The sequence below is a fragment of the Mycobacterium sp. C31M genome (assembly GCF_053345865.1).
The window spans coordinates 214,071-237,845 of record NZ_JBKFAX010000010.1 but is presented as its reverse complement, the minus strand read 5'-3'; the positions used below and the strand labels follow the sequence as shown (position 1 = coordinate 237,845).

19 protein-coding genes are annotated in these 23,775 nt (G+C 68.1%); 15 read left to right on the top strand and 4 right to left on the bottom strand.

Going from position 1 to position 23,775, the window contains the following annotated elements; all coding sequences use genetic code 11:
- Positions 1–2: 2 nt before the first annotated feature.
- Genes ACLBYA_RS17340 through ACLBYA_RS17325 form a run of 4 tightly spaced genes read left to right on the top strand, consistent with a single transcriptional unit; the run spans position 3 to position 4,948 of the window.
- Positions 3–974 carry an ABC transporter permease gene (locus ACLBYA_RS17340; protein ID WP_447710676.1) on the top strand — a complete coding sequence of 324 codons (972 nt, stop codon included), beginning with the start codon at positions 3–5 and terminating at the stop codon, positions 972–974.
- Positions 971–1,768, top strand: a complete 798-nt coding sequence (locus ACLBYA_RS17335) for an ABC transporter permease (protein WP_447710653.1) — start codon at positions 971–973, stop codon at positions 1,766–1,768. Before ACLBYA_RS17340 ends, ACLBYA_RS17335 begins: the two co-directional genes overlap by 4 nt.
- 46 nt (positions 1,769–1,814) lie before the next feature.
- On the top strand, positions 1,815–3,413 hold the full coding sequence (locus ACLBYA_RS17330) for a dipeptide ABC transporter ATP-binding protein (RefSeq protein WP_447710675.1): 1,599 nt from the start codon (positions 1,815–1,817) through the stop codon (positions 3,411–3,413).
- Complete coding sequence (locus ACLBYA_RS17325; RefSeq protein ID WP_447710652.1) at positions 3,410–4,948, top strand: ABC transporter substrate-binding protein; 1,539 nt, start codon at positions 3,410–3,412, stop codon at positions 4,946–4,948. Before ACLBYA_RS17330 ends, ACLBYA_RS17325 begins: the two co-directional genes overlap by 4 nt.
- Here ACLBYA_RS17325 and ACLBYA_RS17320 read toward each other — a convergent pair whose 3' ends face one another.
- Positions 4,949–6,244, bottom strand: coding sequence for an NtaA/DmoA family FMN-dependent monooxygenase (locus ACLBYA_RS17320; RefSeq protein ID WP_447710651.1), 1,296 nt, complete (start codon positions 6,242–6,244; stop codon positions 4,949–4,951).
- A 204-nt stretch (positions 6,245–6,448) separates the two neighbouring features.
- Here ACLBYA_RS17320 and ACLBYA_RS17315 point away from each other — a divergent pair, with 204 nt between their 5' ends.
- The 10 genes from ACLBYA_RS17315 to ACLBYA_RS17270 all read left to right on the top strand — a co-directional run bounded on the left by ACLBYA_RS17315 (position 6,449) and on the right by ACLBYA_RS17270 (position 19,565).
- The gene (locus ACLBYA_RS17315; protein WP_447710650.1) at positions 6,449–8,077 is read left to right on the top strand and encodes an ABC transporter substrate-binding protein; all 1,629 of its coding nucleotides are present in this window, start codon (positions 6,449–6,451) and stop codon (positions 8,075–8,077) included.
- A complete protein-coding gene (locus ACLBYA_RS17310) occupies positions 8,074–9,093 on the top strand; it encodes an ABC transporter permease (protein ID WP_447710649.1) in 1,020 nt (339 codons plus the stop codon). Before ACLBYA_RS17315 ends, ACLBYA_RS17310 begins: the two co-directional genes overlap by 4 nt.
- Positions 9,090–9,938 (top strand): ABC transporter permease, encoded by an 849-nt coding sequence (locus ACLBYA_RS17305; RefSeq protein ID WP_447710648.1) that lies wholly within the window; start codon positions 9,090–9,092, stop codon positions 9,936–9,938. Before ACLBYA_RS17310 ends, ACLBYA_RS17305 begins: the two co-directional genes overlap by 4 nt.
- A gap of 14 nt (positions 9,939–9,952) precedes the next feature.
- The gene (nikE, locus tag ACLBYA_RS17300; protein ID WP_447710647.1) at positions 9,953–11,638 is read left to right on the top strand and encodes a nickel ABC transporter ATP-binding protein NikE; all 1,686 of its coding nucleotides are present in this window, start codon (positions 9,953–9,955) and stop codon (positions 11,636–11,638) included.
- Complete coding sequence (locus tag ACLBYA_RS17295) at positions 11,635–12,957, top strand: NtaA/DmoA family FMN-dependent monooxygenase (RefSeq protein ID WP_447710646.1); 1,323 nt, start codon at positions 11,635–11,637, stop codon at positions 12,955–12,957. Before nikE ends, ACLBYA_RS17295 begins: the two co-directional genes overlap by 4 nt.
- Before the next feature lie 154 nt (positions 12,958–13,111).
- Positions 13,112–14,719 (top strand): ABC transporter substrate-binding protein, encoded by a 1,608-nt coding sequence (locus tag ACLBYA_RS17290; RefSeq protein ID WP_447710645.1) that lies wholly within the window; start codon positions 13,112–13,114, stop codon positions 14,717–14,719.
- Positions 14,719–15,687 carry an ABC transporter permease gene (locus ACLBYA_RS17285; protein ID WP_447710644.1) on the top strand — a complete coding sequence of 323 codons (969 nt, stop codon included), beginning with the start codon at positions 14,719–14,721 and terminating at the stop codon, positions 15,685–15,687. Before ACLBYA_RS17290 ends, ACLBYA_RS17285 begins: the two co-directional genes overlap by 1 nt.
- Before the next feature lie 116 nt (positions 15,688–15,803).
- Entirely contained in the window at positions 15,804–16,583 is a 780-nt protein-coding gene (locus ACLBYA_RS17280) for an ABC transporter permease (protein WP_447710674.1), read from the top strand.
- A gap of 16 nt (positions 16,584–16,599) precedes the next feature.
- On the top strand, positions 16,600–18,228 hold the full coding sequence (locus ACLBYA_RS17275; RefSeq protein WP_447710643.1) for an ABC transporter ATP-binding protein: 1,629 nt from the start codon (positions 16,600–16,602) through the stop codon (positions 18,226–18,228).
- Positions 18,225–19,565 (top strand): NtaA/DmoA family FMN-dependent monooxygenase, encoded by a 1,341-nt coding sequence (locus tag ACLBYA_RS17270; RefSeq protein ID WP_447710642.1) that lies wholly within the window; start codon positions 18,225–18,227, stop codon positions 19,563–19,565. The genes ACLBYA_RS17275 and ACLBYA_RS17270 overlap by 4 nt, the downstream gene beginning before the upstream one ends.
- On the opposite strand, the gene ACLBYA_RS17265 is transcribed toward ACLBYA_RS17270, so the two are convergent.
- On the bottom strand, positions 19,541–20,410 hold the full coding sequence (locus ACLBYA_RS17265) for a polysaccharide deacetylase family protein (RefSeq protein WP_447710641.1): 870 nt from the start codon (positions 20,408–20,410) through the stop codon (positions 19,541–19,543). The two genes, ACLBYA_RS17270 and ACLBYA_RS17265, sit on opposite strands and share 25 nt — an antisense overlap.
- 54 nt (positions 20,411–20,464) lie before the next feature.
- Between ACLBYA_RS17265 and ACLBYA_RS17260 the strand changes: the two genes are divergently transcribed.
- Positions 20,465–20,848 carry a MerR family transcriptional regulator gene (locus ACLBYA_RS17260; protein WP_447710673.1) on the top strand — a complete coding sequence of 128 codons (384 nt, stop codon included), beginning with the start codon at positions 20,465–20,467 and terminating at the stop codon, positions 20,846–20,848.
- Positions 20,849–20,858: 10 nt separating this feature from the next.
- Here ACLBYA_RS17260 and ACLBYA_RS17255 read toward each other — a convergent pair whose 3' ends face one another.
- Positions 20,859–22,139 carry an HNH endonuclease gene (locus ACLBYA_RS17255; RefSeq protein WP_447710640.1) on the bottom strand — a complete coding sequence of 427 codons (1,281 nt, stop codon included), beginning with the start codon at positions 22,137–22,139 and terminating at the stop codon, positions 20,859–20,861.
- Positions 22,140–22,149: 10 nt separating this feature from the next.
- A complete protein-coding gene (locus tag ACLBYA_RS17250; RefSeq protein ID WP_447710639.1) occupies positions 22,150–23,694 on the bottom strand; it encodes a rhodanese-like domain-containing protein in 1,545 nt (514 codons plus the stop codon).
- Positions 23,695–23,775 lie beyond the last annotated feature (81 nt).

The window sequence follows — 23,775 nt, the reverse complement described above, 5'->3', positions numbered from 1 at the left end:
CCGTGGCCCGATACCTGCTCGGTCGCATCGCGACAGCGGTGCTGGTGCTGTTCGCCGCCTCCGTCGTGATCTTCAGCCTGTTGCAGTTCATCCCCGGCGATCCCGCCACCGCCATCCTGGGCGCCGACGCCACACCCGAACAGTTGGCCGCCCTGCGCGGTGAGCTCGGTCTGGATCTGCCCGTCGCTCAGCAGTACTGGCACTGGCTGTCCGGGGTGCTGACCGGGGACCTCGGGCAGTCCTTCGGCCGCGGCGGACCGATCGCCGACCTGCTGGCCGACGGTCTGCGCAACACCCTGGTCCTGGCCGCCACGGCGCTGATGCTGGCCGTCGCGACCAGTCTGGCGATCTCCACCGCGGCCGTCCGGTGGCCCAACCGCGCGCTCACCGCCGTGGTCAATGCAGCGAACACGTTGGCGGTCGCGCTGCCCACGTTTGTCACCGGGGTCCTGCTGGTACTGGTTTTCGCCCTGCTGTGGCCGGTGTTTCCGGCCATGGGGCTGCCACCGGACGGACTGCTGGCCGACCCGTGGATCACCGCGCAGTACCTGTTGCTGCCCGCGGTGTGCCTGGCGCTGCCGGTGGGCGCCGCACTGACCCGGTTTCTCACCGAGGCGCTGCGCACCGAACTGCGCGCCCCCTACACGGTCACGGCGCGGGCGCTCGGGATCTCCGAATGGCGGATCATCACCAGGGGCGCGCTGCGCAACGCCGCTCCCACCGCCGTCACGGTGCTCGGCCTGCAGACCGGATCGCTGCTGTCGGGCGCGGTGATCGTCGAGGCCATCTTCGCCTGGCCCGGTATCGGCGGGCTGTTGCAGGAGGGCATCAATCGTCGCGACTATCCCCTGGTGCAGATCGTACTGCTGGTCTCGGTCGCGATCTTCGTTGTGCTGCAGCTCATCACCGACCAGATCCATGCCCTGCTCGATCCGCGGATCCGGATCGGCACCGACACCCGGAGCCGGGCATGACCCGGGGCCAGGGACTGGCGGGTGCCGTCCTGCTCGCGGTCGTCATCGCCGCGGCACTGTTCGCGCCGCTGCTGGAGACGGCCGACCCGCTGGCCCAGCCGCCCGGTGCGAGCCTGCTGCCACCGTCTGCCGCCCATCCGCTGGGCACCGACGAGCTGAGCCGGGACATCTTCTCGCGCACGCTCTACGGCATCCGGACCACCTGTGTGATCATCGCCGTCGCGGTCCCGATGGCCGCCGTCATCGGCGCCGTCATCGGATTGCTGGCCAGCACTTCGGCATTCGCCGATCAACTCACCCAGCGGGTGTTCGACGTCATCCTGGCGTTCCCGGCGGTCATCCTGGGCCTGGCCCTGGCAGCGGTCCTGGGGCCGGGCAAGACGACGGTGATCGCGGTCATCGTCGCCTCGGAGGTTCCGCTGTTCGGCCGGCTGATCCGCACCCAGATCCTGCGGGTCCGGGAGCTGCCGTTCGTCGAAGCCGCCGAGGTGTTCGGCGCCCGCCCGGGCTGGATCCTGCGTCGGCACATCCTGCCCAACAGTGTGGAACCGCTGCTGGTGCAGCTGGCGTTGTCGTTGTCGCTGGCCGTCTTCCTGGAATCGGCGCTGAGCTTCCTCGGGATCGGTGTCCAGCCGCCGGAACCGTCGCTGGGCTCCATTCTCAGCGACTCGATGCGCAACTACTACCTGGTGGGCAACCCGGCCTTCGCCCTCGGTCCGCTGACCGTGGTGGTGGCACTGGTGCTCGGATTCCTGTTGATCTCCCAGGCCCTGGGTGGGGTGCGCCGTGGCTGACACCGAGGCGGCACTGCTGGAGATCCGGGACCTGTCCATCGATTTCATGATGCCCGCCGGGCAACGCCGGGTGGTGACCGGCATCGATCTGACCGTCGGGCGCGGTGAGATCGTGGCGCTGGTCGGCGAATCCGGTTCGGGTAAAACGCTGACCGCCCTGTCGGTGCTCGGGCTGCTGCCCGACCGCGCACAGCCGTCCGGATCGGTGGAACTGACCGGGACGCAGATCGTCGGCGCCACCCCGGCGACCCTGCGCGGTCTGCGGGGTATCGCGGCGGCCATGGTGTTCCAGGAGCCGCAGAATGCGCTGAACCCCGTGCAGACGGTCGGCACCCAGCTGCGCGAGGCCCTGCGCGCGCACGCCGCACGGCGCGGCGAGAGGTTCGACAAGGAGGCCGCGACGGCGCGGGCCGTGGAATTGCTGCGGCTGGTGGAACTGCCCGATCCGGTATCGCGGATCGGGTGGTACCCGCACCAGCTCTCGGGTGGGCAGAAGCAGCGGGTCGTGATCGCCCTGGCCCTCACCGGTGGCCCGGCGCTGCTGATCGCCGACGAACCGACCACCGCCCTTGATGTCACCGTGCAGGCCGAGATCTTGACGCTGCTGCGCCGGCTGCGCGATACCCGCGGCGCGGCCGTGCTGCTGATCACCCACAATCTCGGTGTGGTCGCCGCCATCGCCGACCGCGTGGTGGTGATGCGCCGGGGCGAATTCGTCGAAGAGGCTCCGGTCGAGGAGTTGTTCGCCCAACCCCGCCACGACTACACCCGCGCGCTGCTGGCCGCCGTCCCGCGCCTCCCCGACACCGCCGGCACCGGACCCGACGAGCCGGCCACCCCGCCGCTACTGCAGTTCGACGATGTCAGCGTGGTGTACCCGGCGCGCCGTGGCAACCCGGAATTCACCGCTCTGGACCATGTTTCGTTCCGTCTCGGCACCGGCGAGGTGCTCGGGCTGGTCGGCGAATCGGGTTCGGGCAAGACCACCATCGGGCGCGTCGCGCTCGGACTCGGCACACCCACCGGCGGGACGGTGAGAATCGACGGTGTGGACCCGGCACACGCGGACCGCCGCCAGACCCGGCAGCTGCGGCGCGGACTGGCGTTGATCCACCAGGACCCGGCGGCCTCGCTGAATCCCCGGATGTCTGTCGGCGATTCCGTGGCCGAGCCGCTGCGGGTACACGGCACCACCGCCCGCGCCGAATTGGCCCGCCGAGTACGCGAACTCCTCGACGCCGTGCACCTGCCCGCGGAGCTCGCCGGGCGCCGGCCGTCGGAACTGTCCGGCGGGCAGCGCCAACGCGTCGCGCTGGCCCGGGCCTTGGCGCTGGCACCCCGGTTGCTGGTCGCCGACGAACCGACCAGCGCGCTGGACGTCTCGGTGCAGGCCGCGGTGCTGGACCTGTTCACCGACCTGCGGGCACAGTACGGCTTCGCCTGCCTGTTCATCAGTCATGATCTGGCGGTGGTCAGCGCGGTGGCCGACCGGGTGGGTGTGCTCACCGCCGGCCGGATCGCCGAAACAGGGAGTCCGGCAGCGGTGTTCGTCGACCCGACCGACGAATACACCCGACGCCTGGTGGCCGCCGTCCCGGTGCCCGACCCGGTGGTGCAGCGCGAGCGACGCAGGGAGGTCCGATGATGACAGCACTGGACCGGCGCACACTGCTCAAGCTGGCCCTCGCCGGGTCGGTGGCCACGGTGAGCGCGGCCTGCACCTCGGCGGTACAACAGGCCCGCCAGGGCGACGGCGGCATCACCCTGGGCATGCTCAGCGATCTCGACCCCAAAGCGATCTTCTCCCAGTCGATCACCTCGATGGCGATCGGCCGGCTGGTCTTCGACACCCTGACCACCTATGACTTGCGGACCATGCAACCGCGGCCGCTGGTCGCCGCCGGCTGGGAGATCCGCGACGGTGGGCGGACTGTCGAGGTGCGGTTGCGACCGGATGTCGTATTCCACTCCGGCCGGCCGCTCACCTCGGCCGACGTCGCCTACTCGATCAGCAACCTGGCCAAGGATTCGGCCGGCTCACAGCTGCAGGCGACGGCGAAGGTCGTCACGGCGGTGAACACCTCCGACCCGCACACCGCGGTGCTGTCGTTGGCGCACCCGCTGACCAACCTGTTCGACCTGTTCGAATTCATGCTACTCACCGATTCCGAGAGCGAGTCAGAACTGTTGGCCGGTAATGCCTTTGTCGGGACCGGGCCGTTCCGTTTCGACTTCTGGGAGCGCGGCCAGGGGTCCCGATGGGTCCGCAACGACGACTACTGGGGCGGTGCGGCCACGATTCCGTCGGTGCGACTGGTCCGCCAGGGCGAGCCCCTGGCCTCGTTGTGGGCCAGCCAATCCAACGTCGTACGCGACGTGATCGGCAACGTGGTGCGAATGTTCGGGGACAACAGCCTGTTCGAGGTCACCCGCGAGGGTGTCTACGATGTCGCCTACTACGTCGGTGTCAATGTCGAGGATCCCTATCTGTCCGACAGAGCGGTGCGCCAGGCCATCGCCCACGCCGTCGACCGCGACCGGATCGCCGCCGATGTGTTCGCCGGTAATGCCATCGCCGGCAGCGCGCCGTGGTCACCGTCCTCGCCGGCCTTCTCCGAACAGGCACAGAATCGCTACCGGCACAACCCCGACCGGGCCCGAGACCTGCTGGCCGCCGCGGCCGGGCCGCCACCGGCCCCCCTGCTGCTCAGCTACGGGACCGGTCTGGCGCCGGCGCCGACGATCGCGGCAATCATCCAGAACAATCTGGCCGAGGTCGGGATCCCGGTCACCATCGACCCGCGGGAGCAGGCCGGGTTCTCGACCTTCCTGAAATCCCCCGAACGCCAGTTGTGGATCAACCCGCACGGATTCGGCCAGTCGGTGCCCACCACGCTGGCCACCGGTGCGGCCCCCTTCAAACCGAAGGGCAATCTGTCGGGTTTCAATTCCCCCGCGTACACCGAAGCCGTCGACCGGATGTCGCGGCTGGCCGACCCACGCTCGCCGGCCGCACTCGAGGTCTACCGGACCTACACCGAGCTGCTGGCCGACGAACAGTTCGTGATCAACCTGGTGGCAACGGATTTCGTGACGATCAGCTCACGACGGGTGCGCGGATTGTCGTGGAACCTGTACAAGTACCTGGTCGCCGACCGGACCCAGGTCAGCAGTGGCTGATCAGGCGAATGCCGCGCGGGCCCCGGTGGCCGTGTACTCCCGCTTGTAGATTCCCTTGTTCTGCAACAGCGGAATCACCTGGTCGACAAAATCGGTCAGCCCGTTCGGGGTGATCGCCGGGTTGATGTTGAACCCGTCGACCGCACCTTCGGTGAACCACGCCTCGATCTCGTCGGCGACCCGTTCGGCCGAACCGACGAAACGCAGGTGCGCGTTACCGGAATCGGTGACCCGCAGGACCTCCCGCAGGGAGGCCCCGGCATCGGCGTGGCTGCGCACGATCTCATGGAAGCTGCGTTCGCCGGCCAGGCTCTGCACGGCGGGCAGCCGGTCCACCGGGAACCGGTCATCGAGTGCCACCCCCGTGAGGTCGACCCGCAACCGCCCCTCGAGGATGCCGATCGACCGTTCGGGTGGATTGAGGGCGCTGATCTCGTCGTAGAGCGCGCGGGCCTGCGCATCGGTGCCCGCGACGATCGGGATGAGTCCGGGCAGCACCTTGACCGCCGGGCCACTGCGCCCCAGATCGCGCTGGGTCCGCCGCAATTCGTCGCGGAAGGACCGTGATTCGGCGATGGTGCGCTGGGCGGTGTACACGGCATCGGCATAGACGGCGGCCAGCCGGCGGCCCGGCGCCGACCCACCGGACTGGAAGATCAGCGGACGGCCCTGCGGCGGGTGCGGCACGTCCAGTGCACCGTGCACGGCGAAATGCTTGCCGCGGTGCTCGATGGGGCGGACCGAACCGGGTCGGGATTGCACACCGGCGTCCTTGTCGATGATCAGCGCATCGGCGTCCCAGCTGTCCCACAGCTGGTGGAGCACATCGAGGAACTCGTGGGCCCGATCATACCGCCAGTCGTGTTCGGGCAGTTCGTCGTAACCGAAATTGCGGGCGGCATCCAGGGATCCGGAGGTGACGAGGTTGACCCCGGCCCGGCCGCCGCTGAGATGGTCCAGGGTGGCGATCTGGCGGGCGACGTTGAACGGGTCGTTGAAGGTCGACGACAGGGTGGGGATCAACGCGATATGCGAGGTCGAACCGGCCAGGGCCGAGAGCAGCGCGACCGGTTCCAGCGGGGAGAACAGCGTCGTCCAGTCGTTGCTGGGGGCGGCAGGGGTGTTGGCGACGAACAGGCCGTCGAAGAGCCCACGCTCGGAGAGCTGCGCGTACTCCTGGTAGTACGCCAGGTCGAGCGCCCTTTCTGGCGTGGCTTCGGGATGTCGCCAACCGCCCTGGGTGAACCCGATGGCCCGGATCACCGAATTGAGAATCAGGTTGCGGTCGCTACTCATCGATCGAGCATCGATCAGTCGGTACCCGAGAGCAACGCAACGTCGCTACGCATTTCCTTAAGCGAACCTGTAGCGGGATTGTGTTGTTCGCCGGTGCGCAGGCGGCGAGACTCTCCGATGTGACGTGTCCATGTTGTCGTGCCCGGCTGCTGCCCTGTCGCTGCGCAATGACCCTGCACCGTCCACAGATGAGGAACCTCCTTCATGACCGTCCACCTCGATCGCCGCGGGTTTCTCGGCCTGTCCGCAGTCATGCTCGGCTCCGGGCTGTTGGTGGCCTGCGGCACGCCCGGTGGACAGGCACCAGGTAGCAGCCCTGCCGGTCCGACCGGTGATCCGGTCCGTGGTGGCACCCTGACGTTCTCCGACACCGAGGCCGTCACCTCCTGGCAGGCCCAGAAGCTCAGCACCTACAGCGCAGGCAATCTGACTTTCCACACCAATGTTTTCCTGCTCTACTTCGACCCGTACCAGAAGCAACTGCAGCCCTGGGTGGCGCAGTCCTGGACCAAGAACGACGAGAACACCCGGTTCAGCTTCACCATCCGCAAAGGCATCACCTTCAGCGACGGGACCCCGCTGACCCCGGAGATCGTCGCGCAGAACTACGACGTCTACGGCCGCGGCAACGAGGCGCTGCGCATCCCGGTGCACCAGCAGCTCTCCCGCGGTTTCGATCATGTCGAGGTCGACGGCGACACCGTGACGGTGGTGCTCAACAAGCCGAACCAGCAGTTCCTGGTCGACACCACCCGACTCAACTCGCCGATTCTGGGCGCCCGGACCCTCGCGTTGGACCTCGAGGAGGCCGGTCGCCCGGAAAACCACGTCGGGGCAGGGCCTTTCGTCTTCAAATCACAGGTACCCAACCAGTCCGCCGTGCTGGCGCGCCGGCCGGGCTATCAGTGGGCGCCGCCGAGTTCTGCGAACCAGGGCGAGGCCTATCTGGACGAGATCGTGTGGAAGGTGCTGCCCGAGAGCGGACTGCGCACCGGCGCCCTGCAGTCCAATCAGGTCGACGTCGCCCGCGGGATCCAGCCCTCCGACGAGGCTGCCATCCAGGCCGCGGGTTATCAGCTGCTGCTGTACCGGCCCCCGCTGGGCACCTCCAACTATGCGGGCCTGCGGGTGGACAACGAGTTCACCAAAGACCCGCTGGTGCGCCGGGCTCTGGTCCTGGGCATCGACCGCGAGGGCCTGTCCCGCGATGCGCTCTCGCCGAGCTACCCGCCGCCGATCTCGATCCTGAACTCCAACAACGCCAACGTGGTCGACCTCGCCGGTGAGTTCACCTATAACCCGGATCACGCCCGCGATCTGCTGTCCCAGGCGGGCTGGACGCAGGGATCCGACGGTATCCGCGCCAAGGGCGGCACCCAGCTGCATCTCACCGTCCCGCAGAGCGCCCAGCAGGTGGCCCTCGGGCCGGCCTGGGAGTACATCGCCCAGCAATGGCGCAAGGAACTCGGCGTCGTGCTCGACGTCCGCAACGACCCGTCGTTCGCCGCAGCCGCGAACAAGGATGTCACCGTGCCGCTGGTGGTCAGCAGGACCTCGATCATCTCGCTCGGCCAGAGCTTCGGCGGTCCCGGCAACACCGCGCTGCTCGGGTCACCGCCCGAGCTGGCCTCGCTATACACCCGTGAGCTGGAGGCCGCCGACGATGCCGAGTTCAAGGCCGTCCAGATCGAACAGCAGAAGGCCCTGATCAAGGGCTCCTATGTCATCGCCTACTTCGAGGAGGCGCAGACCTTCGGCGCCTCCCCTGATGTACACGTCTCCTTCCAGACCCAGACCTACCCGGACTTCTACAACGCGTGGAAGAAACCGTGACCGCTCTGGCGCCGAATCCCGTTCAAGGCCAAGCGCACACGGCGCTGCGCGGCCCCCGCAGCAGGCAACTGCTTCGCTATGTCGGCGGCCGGGTGGTACAGGCGGTGGTGGTGCTGTGGCTGGCCTACACGCTGACGTTCATCGCGATCACGCTGCTCCCGTCCAACCCGATCGACATGTTCGCCGCCGACGAGACCGGCGTGATCGACCCGACGACAGTCGAACAGATGAAGCTGTACTACGGCTACAACCACGGTGTCGTCGAGCGCTACCTGATCGAACTGGGCCACCTCGTGCAGGGGAATCTGGGTTACTCGATGAGTACCGGTCAGACCGTCACGCACGCGATCGGCGACGCAGTAGGCCCGACGCTGCGCCTGACCGGTGTCGCGTTCGTCATCGCGATCCTGATCGCGGTCGGGATCGTGGCGACGGCCAACCTGGGCCGCTGGCAGTGGCTGCGCGCCGCGGTGGTCACCCTGCCCCCGCTGTTCGCGGCCGCGCCGGTGTTCTGGGTCGGCATCGTCGCCCTCAACGTGCTGTCCTTCCGGCTGGGCCTGATCTCGGCGTTCCCCGACGGATCGCTGACCTCGATCCTGGTCCCGTCGATCGTGCTGGGCCTGCCGATGTCGGCGGCGATCGCCCAGGTGCTGCTCAAGAGCGTCGACACCGTGTTCGCCAGTGATTTCGTGGATGTCGTGCGCGCCAAGGGCGCCGGCCGACACTGGGTGTTCTGGCGCCACGTCGTGCGCAATGCGGCCGGTCCGGGGTTGACGGTGTCGGGCACGGTGCTGGGCACCCTGATCGGTGGGGCGGTGGTGACCGAAACCGTATTCGCCCGCGCCGGGATCGGCCGGGTGCTGCAGACCGCGGTCTCCCAACAGGATGTGTCACTGGTGCAGGGCTTCATCCTGATCATCGTCGGCGTGTACGTCACGGTGAACCTGGTGATCGACCTGCTCTACCCGGTGCTGGACCGGCGCATCCTGCTGACGACCGGCGGTGCCCGCGGATGACGATCACCGCCGGTCTGCCCGCAGCCGTCACACCTCGGGTTCGGTTGCGGCCCAGCGATATCACCACGATCCTGGCCGCGCTCGTGCTGCTCACCGTCATCGCCTGGACCTTCGTGCCCGGCTGGTTCACCTCCCACGATCCGCTGGTCGGCGACGGGGCGGTCAAGTTCCTGCCCCCGAGCGCCGAACACTGGTTCGGCACCGACCGCGCCGGTCGCGACACCTTCACCCGGGTGGTGCACGGCACCCGTAACACTGTGTACGGCGCCATCATCGGGACCGCGATCGGGCTCGTCGTCGGTACCCTCCTCGGGGTGGCCGCCGGGGTGCTGCGCGGCTCGGTCGACGCGGTGCTCATGCGGGTGGTCGACGTCCTGCTCGCCCTGCCCGGTTTCCTGCTGGCGCTGTGCGTCGTGGCGGCCTTCGGGCCGGGCACCACCCACGTGGCGATCGGTATCGGCATCGCCGCGATCGCGCCATTCGCGCGGGTGGCCCGGGGTGAGGCGCTGCGCGTCGTGCAACTCGACTATGTCGACGCGGCACGAATCTCCGGGGCAGGATCGGCCGCCATCCTGTTCCGCCACGTGTTGCCCAATTCCGCCGGACCGATCGTGGCGCTGATCCCGACCGAGCTCGGCGCGACGATCCTCAACATCGCCGGGCTCGGCTTCCTCGGTTACGGCGCACCACCGCCGACCCCCGAATGGGGCACCCTGCTCTCCGAGGGCCGCGATTACCTCGCCAACGCATGGTGGTTGACCACCCTGCCCGGTTTCGTCGTCCTCATCGCCGTGCTGGCCGTGGCCCGCGCCGGACGAATCCTGCAGCGCCACTACCGGATCTGATTCAAGGAGCGCATATGACCACGACTCTGCCCGCCGACCACGCCCGGGTGGTCACGCTGCCCGATTCCGACACCGTATTGGAGATCCGCAACCTCACCATCTCCTATCAGGGCTCCGCCCAGCCGGCAGTGCGCGATGCGAACGTCACGATCCGCGCCGGTGAGGTCGTGGCCGTCATCGGCGAATCCGGTTCGGGCAAGAGCACCCTGAGCAGATCGGCGATCGGTCTGCTCCCGCCGTCGGCGACGATCGAGGGCGGATCCATCCGCGTCGCCGGCCGTGAGCTGACCGACCTGTCCGAACGCGAGCTGGTCCGACTCCGCGGCCAGGTCGTCGCCCTGGTACCGCAGGATCCGGCGACCTCGCTGGACCCGGTCCAGCCGATCGGACGGCAGATCACCGAGGTCTTCCGCCTGCATGCCGACGGTAAGAAGTTGTCCCGCAACGAACTGCGCACCCGCGCAGTCGAACTGCTCGACCTCGTCGGGATCGATCACCCCGAGGACCGGCTGCGCCAGTACCCGCACGAGTTGTCCGGCGGGATGAAGCAGCGGGTGCTGATCGCCATGGCGTTCGGGTTGAAACCCGCGCTGTTGATCGCCGACGAACCGACCTCCGCGCTGGATGTGACCGTGCAGAAGCAGGTGCTGGAGGTGTTCGACCGGCTCACCGTGCAGACCAAGGTCGCGGTACTGTTCGTCACCCACAATCTGGCCGTCGCCTCCGATCACGCGACGCGGGCCATCGTGATGCGCCACGGGGAGGTGCTCGACAGCGGTCCCATCGACGACCTCGTCGTCCGGCCCACCCATGACTACACCCGTCAGCTCATCACCAGCGGCTTCGGTCTCGCCGACCGCGCCCGATCCCGCGACAAGGTTCCTGCTGCCGCAGCCGATCCCGCCATCGCGGCCCGCGGGCTGACCAAGGTCTTCACCCACGGACCCCGCGGCCAGTTCACAGCCGTCGACGATGTGTCCTTCGACGTGCCGGCGAACACGACGTTCGCCTTGGTCGGCGAGTCCGGTTCGGGCAAGTCCACCACGGCGCGGCTGATCCTGGGCCTCACCGGGGCGGACGCCGGTACGGTGCACATCGCCGGCCGGGACGGGACCGCGCTGTCACGGCGGGCACGCCGCGATGTCTGGCGCAATATCCAACTCGTGCAGCAGAACCCGCAGGTGGCCCTCGATCCGCGGCTGACGGTCGAGCAGATCGTCGACGAGCCGCTGCGCTCGTTCGGACTCGGGGACCGCACCGCACGCCGCAACCGGGTGGCCGAACTGCTCGATCAGGTCGGGCTCACGGGGGCGTTGGGCCGACGCAAGCCCCGTGAGCTGTCCGGCGGCCAGCAGCAGCGGGTGGCGATCGCGCGGGCACTGGCGCCGCGGTCCTCCATCGTCGTCCTCGACGAGGCACTGTCGGCACTCGATGTCGTCACCCAGGGCCGGATCCTCGACCTGCTCGACGAGGTGCAGCGTGAGCTCGCACTGACCTACCTGTTCATCTCCCACGATCTGGATCTGGTGCGCTCCATCTCCGACCACGTTGCCGTCATGCGCAGCGGCCAGGTGGTCGAAACCGGGCCGACCGCAGACATCTTCGCGAATCCGAGTCAGGACTACACCCGGGCCCTGCTGGACGCGACGCCCGGACGCCGGCTGCGCGCACAGCTGACCGAGGCCGCGAGCGCCTCATGAGCCGCCGACTGTTCCTCAGCGTGGCCGTCAACAGCACTGGCTCGGCAGGGCGCTCGTTCGCCGAGCCGGGCACCGAATGGGGGCGGTTCGCCGACTGGCAGCACTACCTGGCGTCCGCACAGCTGGCCAGGGCCGGGATCTTCGACATCGTGTTCGTGTCCGATCATCCCGCCCTGCAGCGCGACAACCGATCTCGGCCCATCCACAGCTTCGACCCGACTGTCCTGTTCGCCGCGACCGCGGCCGCCGTCCCCGATATCGGCTTCCTGCTGACCGCCTCGTCCTCGTACAACTCGCCCTACAATCTGGCGCGCCGCCTCGCCACGCTGGATCACATCTCCGGCGGCAGGGTCATCTGGAATGTGGTGTCCAGCTTCAACCCGGATATCGCGGCGAACTTCTCGGCGGCACCGCTGCCCGCCCGTGCCGACCGCTACCGGCGCGCCGACGAGTTCGTCGATGTCGTCAAGAAGCTGTGGCTCAGCTGGGACGCCCCCGCCGGCGCCACACCGACCGGCCCGCTGTGGGACGAACACACCGCGCGCACCATCGACCACCACGGCGAGTTCTTCGACGTCACCGGTCCGCTCAATGTCCCGATCGGGCCGCAGGGCCATCCGGTGATCTCACAGGCCGGGGCCTCGGATGCCGGTATCGACCTGGCCGCCAAACACGCCGATATCGTCTACGCCTCGCTGCTGCATCAGCAGGCCGCCTTCGGCTACCGCGCCCAACTGGCCGAGGCCGCGATCCGCCACGGCCGCGCCGGCGAGGACATCCGGCTGATGCCCGGGCTGACGGTGATCCTCGGGGAGACCAGGGAGGCGGCTTACCGCAAGCACGAGGCGCTGCACGGCCATCGCGGGGAGGACGGGTTGATCGCCGACTTCGTCAAGCGCACCGCGGTGCTCGATCCGGATATCGAGCCGGACCGGCCGTTGAACCCGGAGTCGTTCGCCTACACCGAGGATCAGGTCCGCCCGGTCGGGTTCGTGCGGTCCTTCGCCGAGCTCACCGGTCTGGAGGAGATCACGCCGCGCCGACTGGTCCGCCGGGTCGAGGGTGGGCACCGGCTGGCCATCGGCACCGCGCGCGAGGTCGCCGACGACATCCTGGCCTGGTGGGGTTCGGGCGCGGTGGACGGCTTCAACATCCACATCCCGGTGTTGCCGGACGGTATCGCGGAATTCAACCGGGAGGTCATCCCGCTGCTGCAGGCCGCGGGCGCCTTCCCCACCGCCTATGACGGCTCGACCATCCGTGAACGCCTCGGGCTGCGCGACCCGCGGCAGGTGCCGGCAACCTTGGCTGCCGGTTAGTTTTACGCAGCGCAAGAGAAACCGTTGAGCCGGCCCCGCCGGCCGCATAACGTCGCAGAACGGTACGCGGATCGTGCCGCCACCCGTTGTTGCATCGCGAATCGGGGCGCGTTCCAACCCAACTGACCCCTCGATGTACATAGGTGACTCTTTGATGGCCCGATTTTCGCCGGCCCGGTTCCGCATGTTCCTCACTGTCGCGCTTGCGGCGGTCCTGCTCGTCGCGTGTTCCGGACAGCAGCAGTCCGCGACGGCTCCGTCGGGGCCGACCGGGGACCCAACGCCCGGCGGCACCCTGACCTTCTCGGATGTGCAGTTCGTCACCGATGCACTGAGCACCAACTACACCACCGCCAATCTGCTGTTCCAGATCGTGGACCGACTGGTCTTCATCGACCCGCAGACCGGCGAGGTACACCCGTGGCTGGCCCAGGAGTTCTCCCGTAACTCCGACGCCACCCAGTACACCTTCACGATCCGCGACGGGGTGACCTTCAGCGACGGCACTCCGCTGACCGCCGAGGTGGTCAAGGCCAATTTCGACCAGCTCGGCAAGGGTGACCCGGCCAAGAAGATCCCGGCGTTCTCCGATTTCGTCGGCTATGACCGCACCGAGGTCACCGGTAACACCGCGACGGTCTTCCTGAGCCGCCCCAATGCCAACTTCTACAAGGTCGCCGCCAACGGCCGCTCGGGCATCCGCGGGCAGGCCACGCTGGCGCGCGACTACGACGGCCAGTCCCAGATCGAGAACGTGATCGGTTCGGGCGCATTCGTCTACGAATCGCAGATCCCCGATCAGGAGGTGACGCTGGTCAAGCGTCCCGACTACGCGTGGCCGCCGTCGACCTCGCCCAATCAGGGCGCCGCCTACCTGGACAAGCTCGTCGTTCGGGTCATCGGTGAGCCCGGTCTGCGCGCCGGCGCCGTGCAGTCCCGTCAGGTCGACCTCGCTCGCGGTATCCAGCCCACCGATGAAGCCGGACTGTCCGGCAACGGGTTTCAGGTCATCCCGGTCGCCGCGCCGTCGCTGACGGTCAACCTGGTCGGGTTCCGCATCGGCAACGAACTGGTCAGTGACCAGCGGGTGCGCCGCGCGCTGCAGCTCGGGGTGGACCGCCAGGCCGTCGTCGACACCGTGCTGTCCCCCAGCTACCGCGCCTCCAACTCCGTTCTGGGACAGGATGATCCGCTGTTCACCGATGTCAGCGCCGATATCGGTTATGACCCGGACAAGGCGGCCGCCCTGCTGGACGAGGCCGGCTGGAAGGTCGGCCCCGACGGTATCCGGGAGAAGGACGGCAAGAAGCTGGAGCTCACCCTGGCGGCGTCGAACCAGAGCGTGGTGTTCCGGCCCGCCTTCGAGTTCATCGAGTCCGGCTGGCGCGAACTCGGTGTGGCGCTGGTGAACCGGGCCGGTGACACCACCCTGTTCAACCAGGCCAACACCGATCCCGCGGTGCCGCTGCTGGGCACCAGGACCGGCTACAACATCGGTCTGGGCCTGCTCTTCGGCCGGGAGAACGGCAACCTCACCTTCACCAAGATCGACGAACTGGTTGCGCTGTCCGAGGAGGAACTGCGGGCCACCGATCCGGCGGTACTCAAGGATGTCGTGGCCCGCGAACAGCAGACCATCATCGATGAGCAACTGGCCCTGATCCTGTGGGACGAGGTGCAGGTGCACTCGGCGGCACCGAACGTGCACATCGAGTTCAGCAACTACACCGAGCCGCTGTTCCAGAGCGCCTGGAAATCCTGATGCTGCGGTATGCACTGGCCCGCGTCGGACAGTCGGCACTGGTGCTGGTGCTCGCCTTCACGGTGATCTTCTGGGGTGTGACGATCCTGCCCGCCGACCCGGTGACCATCTTCGTCGCGAAGGGCGAGGGTTACTTCAACCCCGATGTCGTGACGCAGGTCAAGGAGTACTACGGCTACGACCGGCCGGCCTGGGTGCAGTATTTCTCCCAGCTCACCCAGTTGCTGCAGGGCAACTTCGGGTTCTCGCTGTCCAGCGGGCAGGCCGTCACCGACCGGATCGGCAGCGTGATCGGTGAGACGCTCAAGTTGGCCTCGACGGCGACGGTGCTGGCGCTGGTGTTCTCGGTGAGCATCGTCGTGGCGGCCACCACCGGCCGGGCCGAATGGCTGCGGAACTTCATCCGCAGCATCCCGCCGCTGTTCAGCGCGGTCCCCACGTTCTGGCTCGGTCTTGTTGTGCTGCAGATTTTCTCGGTGCAGCTGGGATTGTTCTCGATGTTCCCGGACGGCTCCTTCGCCTCGCTGCTGATCCCGTCGCTGGTGCTGGCGGTGCCGATCTCGGCCCCGATCGCCCAGGTACTGCTCAAGAACGCCGAGGCCACCCTGGCGCTACCGCATGTCAACACCGCGCGGGCCAAGGGTGGATCACCGGGCTGGGTGATTCGCAGGCATGTGCTCAAGAATGCGGCGGGCCCGGCACTGACCGTGACCGCCACCACCGTCGGCGCGCTGCTGGGCGGGTCGGTGATCACCGAAACCGTGTTCTCCCGTTCTGGTCTGGGCACCGTCCTGCTCGATGCGGTGTCCACCCAGGACATCTCGCTGATCCAGGGACTGGTGCTGTTGACGACGGTGGTGATCGTGGGGGCGAACCTGCTGGTGGACCTGATCTATCCGATCCTGGATCCGCGGGTCACCAAGATGCAGCAGCGCGGATTCAACACCCGATTGGGGCGGTTCAGTTGAGCCTGGAAGCCAGTGAGACGTTCGTCGCCGCGGAGCTCGCCACCCGCCCCGATGCGGCCGGCACCGCGCGCCCGCGCCGGAACTGGCGCGCCGCGCTACGCGACACCCCGTGGTCGGTGCGCCTCTCGGCTGCGCTGCTGATCCTGGTCGCCGCGTGGGCGCTGGCCCCCGGGCTGTTCACCGGTCAGGACCCGCTCAAGGGCAACCACCTGGAGAAGTTTCAGCCGCCGACCCTGGCGCACTGGTTCGGCACCGATCACCTGGGCCGCGATGTGCTGGCCCGGGTCATCTACGGCACCTCGCACACCATCCTGACCGCCGGCCTGGCCGTTGCGGTCGGGCTGCTGGTCGGCAGCATCATCGGCATCCTCGCCGGTGTGTCCGGGCCGGTGGTCGACGCCGTCGGGATGCGGATCAGCGATGTGCTGCTGGCGCTGCCCGCCTTCCTGATCTCCATCTGGATCGTCACCGCCTACGGGCCGGGCCCACTTTCGGTGGGCATCGGCGTGGGGATCGGGTCCATCGCCATCTTCGCCCGGGTGTTCCGCGCCGAAGTGATGCGGGTACGCGCGCTGGATTATGTCGAGGCCGCGTTCCTGTCCGGCGAGACCCGCTGGTCGGTGGTGCGTCGCCATATCGTCCCCAATGCCGGCGGTGCCGTCGTCGCGCTGGCGGTCATCGACCTCAGCGCCGCGATCCTGGCCATCTCCGCACTCGGCTACCTCGGCTACAGCGCGCCCCCACCGACACCGGAGTGGGGTCTGCTGGTCGCCGAGGGCCGCAATTACCTGGCCAACGCGTGGTGGCTGACCTCGTTGCCCGGGATCGTCATCGTCACCGTGATCATCGCGCTCGGGGTCGTCAGCCGACGCATCCTGAAGTCCAACCACATCTGAGATGGGAGCACCGGCGATGGCCGAACCGCTTCTCGAACTGTCCGACCTGGTGGTCAGCTATCCGGGCCCGGGTGGTGACGCAGCGCCGAAGATCGCCCTCGACCATGTCGACCTGGTGGTGCACCGCGGTGAGTTCGTGGCGGTCGTGGGTGAATCCGGTTCGGGCAAAACCACGTTGGCCAACACCGTCGTCGGGTTGCTGCCGGCCTCGGCGGCCATCACCGCGGCCACCCTGAACCTGGACGGCACCAGCACCCTGAATCTGGGCGAGCGGGAATGGAGCCGGATCCGCGGGCGCACCGTCGGCCTGGTCCCCCAGGATCCGGGTGCATCCCTGAACCCGGTGCGCACCATAGGATCTCAGCTGGCCGAGGTGTTCGAGCTGCGCGGCGACCGGCTCAGCCGACGTGAGGTCAGGCAGCGGTGCATCGCGCTGCTGGAGGAGGTCGAGATCGACCAGCCCGAGCGGCGCCTCAAGCAGTACCCGGGCGAACTGTCCGGCGGGATGCGCCAACGGGTGCTGATCGCCACCGCGTTCGGCCTCAACCCCGATCTGATCGTCGCCGACGAACCGACCTCGGCGCTGGATGTCACGGTGCAGAGCAGCGTGCTGCGCATCTTCGACCGGCTGGTCTCCGAGCACGGGACCACAGTGCTGTTCGTGACCCACGATATCGGCGTGGCCACCGACCACGCGTCACGCGTCGTGGTGATGCGCCGCGGCGCCGTCGTCGAGGACGCCCCGGTCGATACCATCGTCACCGCACCACAATCGGAGTACGCGGCGCGGCTCATCCGCCGTATCGGGGCCATCGCGCGGCTCGAACAGGAGACAACCGTCCCAGACGGTGAGACGGTCATCGACGTGGCGGCCGCCACCAAGGAGTACCGGTTGGCCGGGCGGGCCAAATTCACCGCGGCCGCGGATATCGACCTGCAGGTGCGGCGCGGGGAAACCGTGGCGCTGGTCGGCGAATCGGGGTCCGGCAAGTCGACCACCGCGAAGATGATCATCGGGCTGACCAAGCCCACCAGCGGATCGGTCACCGTGCTGGGCCGCGATATCGCCACACTGTCCCAACGCGCCCGGCGCGAACACTGGCGCGATATCCAGTTCGTCTACCAGAACCCGGATTCCGCGCTGGACCCGCGCTGGACCGTGCGCCAGATCCTGGACACCCCGCTGACCTCCTACGGTCTGCGGAACCCGCAGGAACGCAACACCCGGATCACCGAGGCACTCGACGGGGTGAACCTGTCCACCGACAAGCTGGACCGGCGCGCGGTCGAGCTGTCCGGCGGTGAGCGCCAACGCGTCGCGATCGCCCGCGCCCTGGTGGTCCGGCCGCAGGTGATCGTGCTCGATGAGCCGCTCTCCGCGCTCGACGTCGTCACCCAGGACCAGATCATCGGCCTGCTGCTGCGGTTGCAGGCCGAGCGTGAGCTGACCTATCTGTTCATCTCGCACGATCTGTCGGTGGTGAAACGGCTGGCCCATCACGTGGTGGTGCTCAAAGCTGGGCAGGTGGTCGAAACCGGCACCACGGCCCAGGTTTTCGACACCCCGCAGGCCGAGTACACCCGCGCCCTACTGGAGGCGATCCCGGGCCGACGGCTGGCCGCGCCGGCATTGGCGGCATCGTGACCTCGACCTTCTTCGTCTCCTCGGAGTTCCATTTCACCGACCGGTTCCCCCGGTGGAAGCAGACCGCCGACGACGATCTGGCCGGTGAGCGGCATTCAGCGAAGGCACGGTTCGCCGCAGAGCTGGAACAGCTGGGTTTCGACGCGGTGTTCGTCGCCGATTTCGCGGGCCTGAACCGCGCCCAGATCCGCTACTCGGGGCCACGCTCGTTCGAACCGCTGACACTGGCCGCCTACCTGGCCGCGCACACCACCGGCATCGGGCTGGTGATCACACTGTCGACGCAGTTCAGCGAGCCCTACACGGTGGCCCGCGAGCTGACCTCGCTGGACCGGCTCTCGGGCGGGCGGGCCGGCTGGAATGTGGTGACCTCGTTCAACGGTGAGGTCAATTACGGCTACACCGAGATTCCCGCACCCGCCGACCGGTATGCCCGCGCCCGTGAGTTCCTCGACGTCACCAAGGCGCTGTGGTCGTCGTGGCGGGACGGCGCCATCGTCGCCGACCGGCGCACCGAGGTGTACGCCGACAACGGCCTGATCACCGATATCGATTGGGTGGGTGACCATTTCAGGGTCAAGCAGGCGCTCGACCTGCCGCCGAGCCCGCAGGGTTTTCCGTTGATCGCACAGGCCGGCGCCTCGGACACCGGCATCGAGTTCGCCGCCGAATCCGCGGAGGTGGTGTTCGTCGCAAGCCCTGATATCGAGGCGGGACGGCGCTACTACCGGCGACTGAAGGCCGCCGTGGTGGCCAACGGCCGCACCGCCCATGATCTCAAGGTGCTACCGGGGATCCGGATCTACCTCGGTGACGATGACGAGCAGGCCTGGGCGGCATACCGTTCGGAGCTCACCGAACTCGACCTGCAGCGTGCCCGCGAGGCGATCACCTATGAGGTGCCCGGCCTGGATCTCGGCGATCTGGACCTCGACGCCACCATCCCGTTGTCGCGGTTCCCGACCCGCGAGGACCTGGAACGGCACGGCCGGCGGGTCAGCCGTGCCCTGATCTACCGGTCCTGGGTCGAGGACGGCAGTTACGCCCGGTTGCGGGACTTCCTGCTGCGCTATGCGACATCGTTCGGGCATTTCCAGGTCATCGGCACCGCCGAGGACGCGGCCCAGACCATCGCGGAGTGGATCGATGGCGGTGCCTGCGATGGTTTCATCGTGCTGGGCGGGTCGAGTTTCGACCGCATCGCCGCCGATCTGCTGCCCCTGCTGCGCCGGCGCGGGATCTTCCGGGACGGACCGACCGAGCCCGGCCCGCTGCGCGACCGGTTGGGCACCCGGACACCCGGCCTGCCGCTTCAGCTCGCCCCAGCGGTCCGGTAGTGCGCGGCGATCTCGTCGCTGGTTGTCAGCCAGGCATCCGGTTGGGCGGCCAGATAACTCAGCGCCTCCACGAGGTAACGGTGCCGGAACGGTTGTCCGATCACGAACGGATGCAACGCCAGCGCCAGCACCCGGCCACCGGTGGCCGCGTCCGACCGTAGCTGGTCGTACTGATCCTTGACGATCTGGACGAATTCCGGCCCGGTGCAGCCCTTTCCGAAGAGCAGCAGATCGTTGAGTTCGACCGAGTACGGCACGCTCAGAATGCCCGGCACGGTGAGGTGGTAGGGCTGGTCGTCATTGGTCCAGTCCAGGACATACCGGTAACCCAGTTCGGCCAGCAGTTCCGGGGTCCGGTGGGTCTCGGTCAGGCCGGGGCCCATCCAGCCCTGGGGTGCGCGGCCGGTCGCCGCGGTGATGGTGTCGGTGATGTCGGTGAGGATGCGGCGCTCATCGGTCTCGTCGAACCCGTTGTGCAGGATGGAGTTGGTCTGGCCGTGCGCCAGCCACACCCAGTCCCGCTCCCGTCCCGCAGTGATGATCTGCGGGTAGGCCGTGGTGACGGTGGAGTTGAGCAGGACGCTGGCGCGCAGATCGTGTCGGTCCAGCGCGTCGATGGTGCGCCAGATGCCCACCCGGGCACCGTAATCGCGCCAGCCGTGGTTCAACGGGTCGGGCCGCAGGTCCGCGGTGCCGGGCCAGATGCTGGTCGACGGCCGGTCCGCCACGAAATGTTCGATGTTGAGTCCGACGTAGACGGCGACGGCGGCGTCGCCGGGCCAGTGCAGTGCTGGGCGGTCGACGATCGGGCTGTAGGTGAAGGGCGGCAACGGTTCTGCGGTCATGCCAGACAAGGTAGGGCCTCACATTAGTGTCAGGTGCAAGGTATAACGGAAGCCATGCGGATCGGTGAGCTGTCCCGACGGACCGGGGTGAGCGAACGTTCATTGCGCTACTACGAGGCGCAGGGCCTGCTGGTGGCCTCCCGCACCCCCGGCGGGCAGCGCGAATACCCGCCGGCCGCCGTCGACCGGGTGGTGCACATCCAGGAGTTGTTCGCGGCCGGTCTGCACAGCCGCACCATCGCCGGGCTACTGCCGTGCATGCGCGATGTCGATGGGGGGCCCGCCCCGTCGGCGACACCGCTGCTGGTGGAGACGTTGGCCGATGAGCGACAACGCCTCGACGCGCAGATCCGGGATCTGACCAACTCCCGCGCGGTGCTCGACGATGTCATCACCGCCGCCTCGCAGCCCCGGGATGCCGAGTCGAACAGCGGTTAGCACACGACAGTCAGGCAGCCTCGAAGGTGACCAGGTCGATGCTCAACCGGTCTTCGGTGATGCTGCGGCGCGCTATTCGCGTACCCGGTGGCGGTGGGGCGATCGAGCGGTACACCGCATGGGTCGGGGTGACGAATTCGGCGGTGTGCGACCCGTTGTCATCGTGGGTGCGCACCGTCCAACCGGCCGCTTCCTTGGCGTAATTGCAGGCCTCGCACAATCCCAGCCCATTACGCGCACTGGTCTTGCCGCCACCACGATGCGGGGTGGCATGGTCGAAGTGCCGGATCGGGGCGTTGCAGAACGGCGTCCGACACGTCTGATCACGCAGCCCGAGGAACATCGCCAATGCTTTCGGAAAGATCCGCGATCGCGATTCCATCGCCACCAACTGCCCACTCTCCGGGTGGCGATACAGCCTCCGAAGGGTGGCTCTGGCTTTCTGATCGGTGACCGCATCACCGACCAGTTGGCGCACCACACTCGCCGAGACCGGACCGTAGCCGGCCAGCACACCGGGGCAATCATCCCAGCCCGTCAACGTCGTATCGGCGAGCACCAGGTTCAGCTGCACATCCACCGGCTCGGTCACCGCGCGACCGGTGATCCGCTCATAGGCGGTATCGGACATCACCTGGCCGCGGGTCCGGCCGTCCCCCGCCACATCGGACGCGCGCTTCAACGCTGCATACATCCCGATACCATGGCCCAGCGACGTCAAAAACGTCACGTACACCATACCGTTCGGGGCGGGCCCGGTCGTCACGCAGCGGTCCGCGACGGCCTTGTTGTTACGTTCCACCACCGCGGCGGCATCCAGGCGCGCGGTGATCTTCTTGGCTTCGGCCTCGACCCGGTTATTGCCCCACCCGGCCAGTTCGGTGGTGTCAGAACACATTTCCGCATCCAACTCGCGGCGGTGCTCGACCGACAGGCATGCCGATTCCCGCACGATCAAGGTGACCCGGTACTCCGAAAGCACTCCGGCCTCCAAGGCGGCCATCGTGTGCGGCATCTCGTGCACCAGCGCGTTGGCCACTCCCAGATGGGTATTACCGCGAACCGGCGCCTCACGGCGGGCCAACGCGATCTCGGCCGTCAACCCCTTACCGCGCCGCCTCGCCGGTACCCCGCGCTGCTGTTCGGCGGCGGCCCGCTTGTGCGCCCACAACGCGGTGGCCCGCGCTTGCACGGCAGCCGCCTGCGACTTGAGCTGTTCGCAGCGCTCGACCTGGATCCGGAGCTCCTCCTCCGAAGCCCCCGGATCCACCTCGAACAAACTTTCGAACATGTCTGCGAGGCTACACCCCGGGTCCGACGACCCCGTCGAAGTCGAAGAACGGATCACCCTTGGATTCGGTCAACAACGCCAGCTCCCATTCGAAGTAGGCGGTGTACCAGGCGTCGCGTTCCGGACCGAATGCCGGCGCGCCGGTGCGGTCGACGACCGGGCCCGCATACTCTGCGCCGTCGGCGACCAGTTCCTCACCCACCGAGTCGATTCCTCCGTCCAGCACCCAGACATCGTGGTCGGCAGCCAGGTACTCGGCGGCGAAGTGCGCATCACCGATCAGCACCACCCGGTCCGAATCGGCCGCCAGCGCCGCGAGGTGCTCGCGCCGCGCGTGCACCGAACCCGCCACATGCCCCGCGGCGTATCGGCCCGAACTGCGTACATCGACCAACCGGACCGGCCCGTCCCGGCGCCACTGCAACACCTGATCCCAGCTGACCCGGCGGTACTCGGGCACCACCAGCCGCACCTGGTGCGGGCGGGTCACCTCCGGGCCCGTTCCATGCGCCAGCACCGATATCGGTCCGTCGTGCAGGTAGCGCAGCCACTGCACGGTATTGGCGGCGCGGACGAAATCAGGGGTGTCGACCAGGATCACCCGGCTGCGCCGGACCGCGATGAAGTCGTCGGTGGCCTGCACCAATTGGCCGCCCGGCGTGTGCGCTGCGGCCGGGTGGTGGCCGGCGTCGTATTCGTCGCGGGCCCGGACGTCGAGCAGATAGCCGCTGCGGTCCTCGGCGAGAAAGGCCTGTGCCTGCGCTTCGTCGATGACGGTGACGCCTGCTTCGGCCAGAGTTGTTGCGGCCCAATTGCGTAACTGCGGTTCCACCTCGGCGGGTGCGGCCAGGTCGGCACCGGGCCCGAACTCCACCGGCTGCCCCGCCCACTCCCACGCCGGGGTCCCGTTGTGCAGTGAGAAGACCGGATTCGGCAAACCTGTGTTGATCAGCGACTGGGCACCGACGATGCCGCGGGTGCGGCCCTGGCAGTTGACCACAACCTTGGTCGCCGGGTCGGCGATGGCCTGCTGGGCCCGGTAGGTGACCTCGGCCCCGCCGCCTGTGTTCAGCCCGCCCGGGATGTGGTGGTGGATGTACTCGGCCGGTGTCCGGCTGTCGAGGATCACGACATCCTGTCCCTCGGCGAGCCAGCTTGCCAGCGTGGCGCTCTCGACGGTCGGCGTCTGGTAAGTGTGCTCGATCCATTCCCCTAGGGTCTTGCTGCGAACATTGCTACCGGTGTAGAGCCGGCCACCGGCGGCCACCCAGCCCTGCACCCCGCCGTCGAGGATCGACACATCGGTGTAGCCCAGCCGCGCCAGCCGGTCGGCGCCCTGCTCGTCGACCTCGGGGGCGCCGCCGAGCACGATGGGCGTCGCGGCGTGCGGGACCAGATCGGCAATGCGCTGTTCCAGGTCGTGCAGCGAGATCCCGGCGCTGACGGCGATGTGCCCGGCAGCCCGGTCGGCCGGGCTGCGTAGGTCGAGTACCGCCAACTGGCCCTCGCCCGTCAATGCCACCGTGAGTTCGGTGCCTGTGATTCGTCGTGCCATGCTCGTCAGCCTAGTCAAATCCGTGGCAGGGCAGAAAGCTTTGGCGCACAGCGAAATAAACGCTGGGACCAGGCTGGGACG

Excerpts from the sequence above, each read along its gene's own strand:
- ACLBYA_RS17335 (WP_447710653.1), top strand. The coding sequence starts at position 971 with ATGACCCGGGGCCAGGGACTGGCGGGTGCCGTCCTGCTCGCGGTCGTC.
- ACLBYA_RS17330 (WP_447710675.1), top strand. The coding sequence starts at position 1,815 with ATGATGCCCGCCGGGCAACGCCGGGTGGTGACCGGCATCGATCTGACC.
- ACLBYA_RS17325 (WP_447710652.1), top strand. The coding sequence starts at position 3,410 with ATGATGACAGCACTGGACCGGCGCACACTGCTCAAGCTGGCCCTCGCC.
- ACLBYA_RS17320 (WP_447710651.1), bottom strand. The coding sequence starts at position 6,244 with ATGAGTAGCGACCGCAACCTGATTCTCAATTCGGTGATCCGGGCCATC.
- ACLBYA_RS17315 (WP_447710650.1), top strand. The coding sequence starts at position 6,449 with ATGACCGTCCACCTCGATCGCCGCGGGTTTCTCGGCCTGTCCGCAGTC.
- ACLBYA_RS17305 (WP_447710648.1), top strand. The coding sequence starts at position 9,090 with ATGACGATCACCGCCGGTCTGCCCGCAGCCGTCACACCTCGGGTTCGG.
- nikE (WP_447710647.1), top strand. The coding sequence starts at position 9,953 with ATGACCACGACTCTGCCCGCCGACCACGCCCGGGTGGTCACGCTGCCC.
- ACLBYA_RS17295 (WP_447710646.1), top strand. The coding sequence starts at position 11,635 with ATGAGCCGCCGACTGTTCCTCAGCGTGGCCGTCAACAGCACTGGCTCG.
- ACLBYA_RS17290 (WP_447710645.1), top strand. The coding sequence starts at position 13,112 with ATGGCCCGATTTTCGCCGGCCCGGTTCCGCATGTTCCTCACTGTCGCG.
- ACLBYA_RS17285 (WP_447710644.1), top strand. The coding sequence starts at position 14,719 with ATGCTGCGGTATGCACTGGCCCGCGTCGGACAGTCGGCACTGGTGCTG.
- ACLBYA_RS17275 (WP_447710643.1), top strand. The coding sequence starts at position 16,600 with ATGGCCGAACCGCTTCTCGAACTGTCCGACCTGGTGGTCAGCTATCCG.
- ACLBYA_RS17265 (WP_447710641.1), bottom strand. The coding sequence starts at position 20,410 with ATGACCGCAGAACCGTTGCCGCCCTTCACCTACAGCCCGATCGTCGAC.
- ACLBYA_RS17260 (WP_447710673.1), top strand. The coding sequence starts at position 20,465 with ATGCGGATCGGTGAGCTGTCCCGACGGACCGGGGTGAGCGAACGTTCA.
- ACLBYA_RS17255 (WP_447710640.1), bottom strand. The coding sequence starts at position 22,139 with ATGTTCGAAAGTTTGTTCGAGGTGGATCCGGGGGCTTCGGAGGAGGAG.
- ACLBYA_RS17250 (WP_447710639.1), bottom strand. The coding sequence starts at position 23,694 with ATGGCACGACGAATCACAGGCACCGAACTCACGGTGGCATTGACGGGC.